Here is an 8,939-nt window from a genome sequence, read left to right as displayed (position 1 = left end):
CGAGAGGCTCTATGGCGCGGTCACTGCTCCGGGTGAAACGTTTGTGGATACAAACACCACCCGGACCTGCGTGACCGGCCAAAAGAGCCTCTAGGCCTCGATCGGCATTGTTGCGGTACTTGGTTGGCGGGATTCGATGCTCTGTTGGGAGTTCTGAGGGGGAACCTGTTCGCNGAAGGAGTTTCCAAGGATTAAGTTTGATTTAAGCAGTCCGTAAGCCAAAACGCACAGAACCATAAATCCCCGTCAGCGGGGTTGCAGCCAGAACGCGAATTGTGCGGTCGCATGGACCCGGGAGCTGCAACGCCGCTGACAACTCAGGGATTCCAAAGGGGGGCCGCCCCTTTGGTCCGCCTGAAGGGCCCGTCGGAGACCCGCCGGAGGCCTGCGTTTGGTTCTTTGGGGCGCGTACCGTGTCGTTGCGCGCTTTGTGGGTATCTGGTATTGACCGATGGTTGCTCAACGCTTGACGCCGCAAACGGTCCGGATCGGGCCGCATCAAGGAGATATCATGGCGAGGAAACCGACACTCAGTCCCGAGGAAATGCGCAAAGAGGCGCTCGGGACCGCAATTACCACGATTGAGCGCAAGTATGGCAAGGGTGCCATCATGCGTCTTGATGACGATGCCATTCCCGAAGTTCCGACGATTCCTACGGGCTCGATCGGTCTGGACATGGCTTTGGGTGTGGGCGGAGTTCCCAAGGGCCGCGTGATTGAGGTCTACGGGCCGGAATCTTCTGGTAAGACGACATTGTCGTTGCACCTTGTTGCGGAGACGCAGAAGGGTGGCGGCACGGCGGCGTTTGTGGATGCCGAGCATGCTCTTGATATGAATTATGCGAAGCGTCTGGGCGTGAACACCGAGGACCTTCTGATTTCGCAGCCGGACTACGGTGAGCAGGCGTTGGAGATTGCGGATCTGCTGGTTCGTTCCAATGCCGTGGACATTGTGGTGATTGACTCGGTGGCGGCGTTGATTCCCCAGTCCGAGCTTGAGGGGCAGATGGGAGAGACGCAGGTGGGAAGCCAGGCGCGGCTGATGTCGCATGCGCTTCGCAAGCTGACGGGCTCGATCCACAAGTCCAAGTGCGCGGTGGTTTTCATCAACCAGATCCGCATGAAGATCGGCATGACGGGCTATGGCAGCCCCGAGACCACCACGGGCGGCAACGCGCTCAAGTTCTATTCTTCGGTACGCATGGACATCCGGCGCATCCAGACGCTCAAGGACAAGGACGAGGCCTACGGCATCCGGGCGCGGGTTAGGGTCATCAAGAACAAGGTGGCTCCGCCGTTCCGTGAGGCGCAGATGGATATTCTCTATGGCACGGGCATATCGCGAGAGGGCGAGCTGCTCGACATGGGGGTGGAGGCCAAGGTCGTGGACAAGTCCGGGGCGTGGTACGCCTTCGGATCGGAGCGCCTCGGCCAGGGCAAAGAGAATGTGCGCCAGTACCTTCAGGAAAATCCGGACATCGCCCAGCGCATCGAGCAAAAGCTCAAGGAACATCTCGGCATCCTTCCGGTGACGGAAGAGGCCGGGGAGACTGAAGGCGAGTCTTAGACGACATATACTGTATGGAAAAGCGCCCCGGCATGGTTGTTGGGGCGTTTCGCCGTATAGGAGAGAACCTTTTTCTTCGGAGTGACCGATAATGAAAGCCCAAGAAATTCGTGAACGTTTCCTTAAATATTTCGAGAGCAAGGGCCACACGATCGTGGAATCCTCGCCGCTCATTCCCAAGGATGACCCGACGCTTCTGTTTACCAATGCGGGAATGGTGCAGTTCAAGCGCCTGTTCCTCGGGCAGGAGAAGCGGGGCTATTCCCGCGCCACCACCTCGCAGAAGTGCCTGCGTGTGGGCGGCAAGCACAACGACCTTGAGAACGTGGGGCGCACCGCGCGGCACCACACCTTCTTCGAGATGCTCGGCAACTTCTCGTTCGGCGATTATTTCAAGGAAGACGCCATCAAGTTCTGCTGGGAGTTCCTGACTGAAGAGCTGGGCCTGCCCAAGGACAAGCTGTACATCACCATCTACAAGGACGACGATGAAGCGGGCGAGATGTGGAAGCGCCTGTGCGACGTCCCTTCCGAGCGCATTTATCGACTGGGCGAGAAGGACAACTTCTGGTCCATGGGCGACACCGGGCCTTGCGGTCCCTGTTCCGAGGTGCATATCGATCAGGGCGAGCACATGTGCTGCGGTCCGGATTGCGGCATCGGGCAATGCGATTGCGATCGGTATCTTGAGATCTGGAACCTCGTGTTCATGCAGTACGATCAGGCGGCTGACGGCACCCGCACGGACCTGCCGCGTCCGTCCATCGACACCGGCATGGGGCTGGAGCGCATCGCTGCGGTGTGTCAGGGCGTGTACTCCAACTACGACACCGACCTGTTCCTTTCCATCATCAATCACACCGCGGACATGGCGGGCGTGAAGTACGGTGACGACTGTGACAAGGACACCGCGCTTCGGGTCATTGCCGACCACTCCCGCGCCATTGCCTTCCTGATTCCGGATCAGGTGCTGCCGTCCAACGAGGGCCGCGGTTACGTGCTGCGCCGCCTGATTCGCCGCGCCTACCGTTTCGGACGGATGCTCGGCTTTGACGAATCGTTCCTGTACAAGACCGCCTCCAAGGTCTGCGATGACATGGGCGGGCACTATCCCGAACTGAACGAGCATCGTGACTTCATGGTCAAGGTGGTCAGGGAGGAAGAGGAGCGTTTTGCCAAGACCCTCGACAAGGGATTGGAAATGCTCGAAACCGACCTCGACCGACTGGTGGCGCAGAAGGCGTCCATTGTTCCGGGCGAAGTGGTCTTCCAGCTCTACGACACCTACGGATTTCCCATCGACATCGTGAACGACGTGGCTGAAAAGCGAGGCCTCGGCGTTGACGAACCCGGTTTCAACAAGCTGATGGACGAGCAGAAGGAGCGCTCCAAGAAGGCTTGGAAGGGGTCCGGCGAAAAGGACGTGGCCTCCACGTTCCAGACTCTGCTGGAAGAGTCCCTCACCTGCGATTTCACCGGCTATGACGCTCTCGCGGCAGAATCCACCGTGGTGGCGCTGCTGAGCGAGAGCGGTGAGCGTGTCGAATCCATCAAGGCCGGCGAGTCCGGCTGGTTGGTCACGCAGCTGACCCCGTTCTACGGTGAATCCGGCGGACAGCTTGGCGATCAGGGACTGGTGGAGACGCCCTCCGGCAAGGCGGAAGTGGCGGACACCGTGAAGCCCGCGCCCGCGCTGACCGGCCATCGTCTGCTCGTGGATGAAGGCGAGATCAAGACCGGCGAAACCGCCGTCATGACGGTGAATCGCGAGCAGCGTCTGGCCTCTGCACGCAACCACACCGCCACGCACCTGCTGCACGCTGCACTGAAGGCCGTGCTGGGCGATCACGCCAATCAGGCCGGTTCGCTGGTCGGCCCGGACCGTCTGCGGTTCGACTTCACCCACATCAAGGCGCTTACTCCCGAGGAGATTGCGGACATAGAAGAGCGCGTGAACCGCGCCATTCTCGATGCCAGCCCGGTGGTGCGAGAAATCATGAGCATAGAGGCCGCACGCGAAAAGGGCGCCACCGCATTGTTCGGCGAGAAGTACGAGGCCGACGTGAGCGTTGTCGAAGTGCCCGGCGTGTCCATGGAACTCTGCGGCGGCACGCACCTTGAGAATACCGGGCAGATCGGCACCTTCGCCATCCTGTCCGAAAGCGGCGTGGCCGCCGGCATTCGCCGCATCGAGGCAGCCACCGGCGCCAACGCGCTGGAGTACTTCAACGGTCGCCGCAAGGCTGCCGAGGAAGCCGCAAAGATGCTGAAGGCCAAGCCCGAAGATCTGCCCGAAAAGCTTTCCGCGTTGCAGAAGCAGGTCAAGGAAATGTCCAAGGAGATGGAAAAACTTCAGGCCAAGCTGGCTTCCGGCGCGGGTCGCGACCTCATGTCGGAGACCGAGGAAATCGGCGGCGTGAAGGTGCTGGCCGCGCGCCTCGAAGCGCCCAACATGAAGGTCATCCTCGACCAGCTCGACGACCTGCGCTCCCGCATGGACTCCGGCATCATCGCCCTGACGGCTGAACATGAGGGCGGCAAGGTCTCGCTGGCCATCGCGGTCACCAAGGACCTCCACGACCGTTTCAAGGCGGGCGAACTCATCAAGCCCGTGGCTGCGGAAGTGGGCGGTTCCGGCGGCGGTCGTCCGGACCTGGCCCGTGCGGGCGGTTCGAATCCCGCAGGTATCGACGCTGCGCTTGCCAAGGTCAAGGAGCTTATCGGCTAGCCCGTCTGACCATAAGCAATAAAAAAACCCCGTTCGGCGAGCCGAACGGGGTTTTTTTATTGCTTGAAATCGGGAGGGAGTCAGCCTTCCTCGGCGCCTTCGATAAGCTTGGCGGCGCGCAGAGCGAGCTGGGTGATCTCGGGTTTGGATATCTGATCGTCCGCCCCCACGGATTCCCCCTTGTGGCGAAGCCGCTCGGTGATCAGGGACGAAAAGAGAATGACTGGAAGGTCACGCAGGGCGAGGTCTTCCTTGATGTGTCGGGTCAGGCTGTGCCCGTCCATGACCGGCATCTCAATGTCGGAGATAACCACCTGTACGTAGTCCGTGATCGGGCGGCCGTCGGCCTTGGCGGATTCCTTGATCTCCTGAAGGCGGTCCCAGCATTCCTTGCCGTTGTTGGTCTTTTCGACCTTGTATCCGGCCTGCACGAGCAGGTCGCGGATCATTTCGCGGATCAGCGGGGAGTCGTCGGAGATCAGGGCGCGGTAGCCGGTTTCTTCGTCGAAGCTGATGTTGTCATCCAGCTTGAGCGAGAGGTCCGGATTCAGCTCGGCCACGATGCGTTCGAGGTCAAGTATGAAAACCATGCGGTCCTGAAATTTGACCACGCCGGTAATGGAGTCGCTGGACAGGGCGGACACGTACTTGTTGGGTGCCTCCACATCCTCCCAGCTGATACGGTGAATGCGTGTCACACCGGAGACCATGAAGGCCGAGGTCACGTTGTTGAACTCGGTGACGATGACCTTGGGCGGCTCGTTTTCCACGCGTTTCTTCTTGAGCCAGGAGGCCAGGTCCAGAAGCGGGATAATGCGCGAGCGCAGGTTGAAGGCTCCGAGTACGGCTGGGTGAGAAACTTCTGGCATCTCGGTAACTTCAGGCATCCTGATGATCTCAAGAACCTTGGCCACGTTCACGCCGTAGAAAGCCTTGTAGGACTCGCCGTCCTTCTCCCCTCGGGGCTCTTCCTCAAGGTAGAACTCGACGATTTCCAGTTCGTTGGTTCCGGCCTCAAGAAGAATGTCGGTGGTCTGGGGCATGGTGCTTCCTTGATTCAGTGTAGTTGCAATAGCACGTCAACAGATAGTTAAACGCAGTGACAGGTGTTCGTCAATACGAGGTTTTTTCAGCGCTCCGCTGGTCGCATATCCCGTATGGTGCTCACTACCTCGTCGAGCTCTTCCCAATTCTCGCAGGCTACCAGATCGTTGCGGAAGGCGCGGATGCCTTCAAGGCCCTTGGCATATCGTGGGATAATGGAGCGAATTTTCCGGAATGAACGTTCTGTGCCTTCGTACTCTCGCGTGAGGCGGATGTGTTCGCGGACTATCTGGATGAGTTGTTCGCCGTCCATGGAGCTGACGGGGCGACCGGCAAAAGCGTCACGGAACCGATTGAAAATCGCGGGGTCGAACATGGCGCCGCGGGCAAACATGATTGCGTCGATGCCAGTGGTTTCCAGGCACCGCACACCATCATGCGCAGTATAAAGATCACCCGAGCCAACAACCGGAATGGAGACCGCTTCCTTCAGCTCTTTCAGCCGCGACCAGTCTGCGTCGCCGGTGAACATCTGCTTGCCGTAGCGCGGGTGCATGGTCACCCAGTCCACGCCTATGTCCTCAAGTCGCTGGGCGAGTTCAATGAAGCGGTCATCGCCGTTTTCGAAACCGAGGCGGAATTTGACGCCGACGCGCCCCCCGTCCGGATGGGCTGCTGCCTTTCGGACCATGACCTTCGCAATGGATACGAGCAAATCAAGGTCGCGCATGAGGCCGCAGCCGGAGCCGGATTTGAGAACCTTGCGCACGGGGCATCCGGCATTGAGATCGAAGTTGCGGAAGCCCTGTTCGACGAGCTGTTCCATGACCGGACCGAACAGCTCGGGTTCCGATCCGAAGAGCTGAAGAACCATAGGGGAGTCTTCCGGGCAGGTCTGCAGAAGCCGAACCGTACCGGAACTCTGGAAGTGAAGCCCCTTGACGCTGACCATTTCGGAGTTGGTCACCGCGCAGCCGTATTGCTGGCAGAGCAGCCTGAAGGGCAGGTCGGAATATCCCGCCAGCGGAGCCAGCCATGGTTCGGAAGGTGTGATGCTGAATGCGTTCATGACGGGATGCTCATAAGCCGCCCCGGCCGGGGTGTAAAGCAAAGGGACAGGAAAAAATGGCGACGTGGCAGGGAAGTGGAGAGCTCGCCATATATATAATGATATGATAGAGCGAGTGGAATCGGCATGATAGTCTGAACCTCATTTCGGGATAATATGGAAAAAATGAGGGTTTTTTCAGAAAAATGGTGGTGAAGGGTTGACAAGATCGGAGTTCTCTAAGTAAAGAGCCACGTCCTCGGGCGAAACGGGGCACCCACGCAAAGGGTTGTTGAAAATAATCCTTGCGTTCTACCAAATGAGCGGATATAGGTCATCGCTCGCGAGCTGGCGTAGCTCAATTGGTAGAGCAGCTGACTTGTAATCAGCAGGTTGCGGGTTCAAGTCCCATCGCCAGCTCCAGTACAGTGGTGGGGTTCCCGAGTGGCCAAAGGGAACAGACTGTAAATCTGTCGGCATTCGCCTTCGGAGGTTCGAATCCTCCCCCCACCACCACATTGAAAGCCACGCTGTAGGAGGCATGGATTTGCTGACGGACTACAGGAGTGAGCGGGAATAGCTCAATTGGCTAGAGCATCAGCCTTCCAAGCTGAGGGTTGCGAGTTCGAGTCTCGTTTCCCGCTCCACCCGCATATTGTCACCCCGTCCAATCCATTTCTCCCAAAGCGAAGCTGGAAGGCCCACATAGCTCAGGCGGTAGAGCGCGTCCTTGGTAAGGACGAGGTCGGCAGTTCAAGTCTGCCTGTGGGCTCCATACATTTTATAACTGAGAGAAACCTAAACGAGACTTTCAGGGGGAAACTACCATGGGAAAGGCTAAATTCGAGCGGAGTAAGCCGCACGTAAACGTTGGAACCATCGGCCACATCGACCACGGCAAGACCACTCTGACTGCCGCCGTGACTAAGCTGGCCGCCATGGCCGGACACGGCGAGTACGTGGCCTTTGACGAAATCGACAAGGCTCCGGAAGAAAAAGAGCGCGGCATCACCATCGCCACCGCTCACGTTGAGTACGAAACCGCTACCCGTCACTACGCTCACGTGGACTGCCCGGGTCACGCGGACTACGTTAAGAACATGATCACCGGTGCTGCGCAGATGGACGGCGCTATCCTCGTCGTCGCCGCCACCGACGGTCCGATGCCCCAGACTCGCGAGCACATCCTGCTCGGTCGTCAGGTCGGCGTCCCCGCCATGGTCGTGTTCCTGAACAAGTGCGACATGGTCGACGACGAAGAGCTGCTCGAACTCGTGGAACTCGAAGTTCGCGAACTGCTCTCCAAGTACGACTTCCCCGGCGACGACTGCCCGGTCATTCTCGGCTCTGCCCTGAAGGCCCTGGAAGCCGATTCCGCCGACTCCGATGACGCCAAGCCGATCTACGAACTGCTTGACGCCCTGGACAGCTACATCCCCGAGCCCGAGCGCGACGTGGACAAGCCGTTCCTGATGCCCATCGAAGACGTCTTCTCCATCTCCGGTCGCGGCACCGTCGTCACCGGTCGTGTTGAGCGCGGCATCATCAACGTGGGTGAAGAAATCGAAATCATCGGCATCAAGAACACCCAGAAGACCACCTGCACCGGTGTGGAAATGTTCCGCAAGATCCTCGACCAGGGTCAGGCTGGTGACAACGTCGGTCTGCTGCTTCGCGGCATCAAGCGTGACGAAGTCGAACGCGGTCAGGTTGCTGCCCGTCCCGGCTCCATCACCCCGCACACCAAGTTCAAGGCAGAAGTGTTCGTCATGTCCAAGGACGAAGGTGGACGTCACACCCCGTTCTTCTCCGGCTACCGTCCGCAGTTCTACTTCCGTACGACCGACGTCACCGGCGTGGTTACCTTGGAAGACGGAGTCGAGATGGTCATGCCCGGCGACAACGCGACCTTCACCGTCGAACTGATCGCCCCCATCGCCATGGAGCAGGGCCTGCGTTTCGCCATTCGCGAAGGCGGCCGCACCGTCGGCGCGGGTGTCGTGACCGAAATCCTGGAGTAAGGCATGCGCGTCAACATTCAGTTGCAGTGCACCGAGTGCAAGCGTAAGAACTACGCTACTCGGAAGAACAAGAAGAACACTACTGGACGTATCGAACTGAAGAAATTCTGTCCCTGGGACAGGAAGCACACGGTTCACAAAGAGTCCAAGTAGTCTTCGATAGAGCAGGGGTGTAACTCGAACGGCTAGAGTGCCGGTCTCCAAAACCGGAGGTTGGGGGTTCGAATCCCTCCACCCCTGCCACTCAATTTTACTGGGATAGATATCGTTATGGCCAAGAAAAAGGGCAAAAATTCCGCCGCGCAGCAGGCCGAAAAGCCGGCTGGCGGCGGACTTGTGGAGAAGGGCAGGGAACTGCGGACCTTCTTCGAGGAATCCAAGGTCGAGATAAAGAAGGTGGTCTGGCCCTCCCGCAAGGAGACAACCACCACCTGCATCGCCGTCCTCGTCGTTACCCTGGTCATAGCGTTGTACCTGGGCATCGTTGACTTTGGCCTCAGTAAGCTGGTCGAAGCAATCCTGTCCTAAAGT

At 58.9% G+C, this 8,939-nt stretch carries 7 protein-coding genes and 5 tRNA genes; 10 read left to right on the top strand and 2 right to left on the bottom strand.

The features are described from left to right. Positions 1-511: 511 nt before the first annotated feature. Positions 512-1,567: a recombinase RecA gene (gene recA, locus B149_RS0108555; RefSeq protein ID WP_018124769.1), complete on the top strand. Its 1,056-nt coding sequence runs from the start codon at positions 512-514 to the stop codon at positions 1,565-1,567. Between the two features lie 91 nt (positions 1,568-1,658). Next, a complete protein-coding gene (gene alaS / locus B149_RS0108550) occupies positions 1,659-4,295 on the top strand; it encodes an alanine--tRNA ligase (RefSeq protein ID WP_018124768.1) in 2,637 nt (878 codons plus the stop codon). A gap of 80 nt (positions 4,296-4,375) precedes the next feature. On the opposite strand, the gene B149_RS0108545 is transcribed toward alaS, so the two are convergent. Together B149_RS0108545 and B149_RS0108540 are read right to left on the bottom strand one after the other, a co-directional pair. After that, complete coding sequence (locus B149_RS0108545; protein ID WP_018124767.1) at positions 4,376-5,338, bottom strand: chemotaxis protein; 963 nt, start codon at positions 5,336-5,338, stop codon at positions 4,376-4,378. An 86-nt stretch (positions 5,339-5,424) separates the two neighbouring features. After that, a complete protein-coding gene (locus B149_RS0108540; RefSeq protein ID WP_018124766.1) occupies positions 5,425-6,408 on the bottom strand; it encodes a tRNA dihydrouridine synthase in 984 nt (327 codons plus the stop codon). 326 nt (positions 6,409-6,734) lie between these two features. Here B149_RS0108540 and B149_RS0108535 point away from each other — a divergent pair. From B149_RS0108535 to secE, 8 genes are all read left to right on the top strand, one after another. Then, positions 6,735-6,810, top strand: a tRNA-Thr gene (locus tag B149_RS0108535). A 7-nt stretch (positions 6,811-6,817) separates the two neighbouring features. Further along, positions 6,818-6,903 (top strand) — tRNA-Tyr (locus tag B149_RS0108530). A 54-nt stretch (positions 6,904-6,957) separates the two neighbouring features. Further along, a tRNA-Gly gene (locus B149_RS0108525) sits at positions 6,958-7,034 on the top strand. A 52-nt stretch (positions 7,035-7,086) separates the two neighbouring features. Continuing rightward, a tRNA-Thr gene (locus B149_RS0108520) sits at positions 7,087-7,162 on the top strand. A 52-nt stretch (positions 7,163-7,214) separates the two neighbouring features. Continuing rightward, the gene (tuf, locus tag B149_RS0108515) at positions 7,215-8,408 is read left to right on the top strand and encodes an elongation factor Tu (protein WP_018124765.1); all 1,194 of its coding nucleotides are present in this window, start codon (positions 7,215-7,217) and stop codon (positions 8,406-8,408) included. Between the two features lie 3 nt (positions 8,409-8,411). Next, positions 8,412-8,561, top strand: coding sequence for a 50S ribosomal protein L33 (rpmG, locus tag B149_RS0108510; RefSeq protein ID WP_018124764.1), 150 nt, complete (start codon positions 8,412-8,414; stop codon positions 8,559-8,561). A gap of 13 nt (positions 8,562-8,574) precedes the next feature. Next, positions 8,575-8,651, top strand: a tRNA-Trp gene (locus B149_RS0108505). 27 nt (positions 8,652-8,678) lie between these two features. Further along, complete coding sequence (secE, locus tag B149_RS0108500; protein WP_018124763.1) at positions 8,679-8,936, top strand: preprotein translocase subunit SecE; 258 nt, start codon at positions 8,679-8,681, stop codon at positions 8,934-8,936. Positions 8,937-8,939 lie beyond the last annotated feature (3 nt).

Origin of the sequence: Desulfovibrio oxyclinae DSM 11498, from assembly GCF_000375485.1 — a bacterium.
Lineage (GTDB): Bacteria > Desulfobacterota > Desulfovibrionia > Desulfovibrionales > Desulfovibrionaceae > Pseudodesulfovibrio > Pseudodesulfovibrio oxyclinae.
Note: the sequence above shows the minus strand (reverse complement) of the source record. Positions and strands in the feature narration are given on the sequence as shown.

Excerpts from the sequence above, each read along its gene's own strand:
- recA (WP_018124769.1), top strand. The coding sequence starts at position 512 with ATGGCGAGGAAACCGACACTCAGTCCCGAGGAAATGCGCAAAGAGGCG.
- alaS (WP_018124768.1), top strand. The coding sequence starts at position 1,659 with ATGAAAGCCCAAGAAATTCGTGAACGTTTCCTTAAATATTTCGAGAGC.
- B149_RS0108545 (WP_018124767.1), bottom strand. The coding sequence starts at position 5,338 with ATGCCCCAGACCACCGACATTCTTCTTGAGGCCGGAACCAACGAACTG.
- B149_RS0108540 (WP_018124766.1), bottom strand. The coding sequence starts at position 6,408 with ATGAACGCATTCAGCATCACACCTTCCGAACCATGGCTGGCTCCGCTG.
- tuf (WP_018124765.1), top strand. The coding sequence starts at position 7,215 with ATGGGAAAGGCTAAATTCGAGCGGAGTAAGCCGCACGTAAACGTTGGA.
- rpmG (WP_018124764.1), top strand. The coding sequence starts at position 8,412 with ATGCGCGTCAACATTCAGTTGCAGTGCACCGAGTGCAAGCGTAAGAAC.
- secE (WP_018124763.1), top strand. The coding sequence starts at position 8,679 with ATGGCCAAGAAAAAGGGCAAAAATTCCGCCGCGCAGCAGGCCGAAAAG.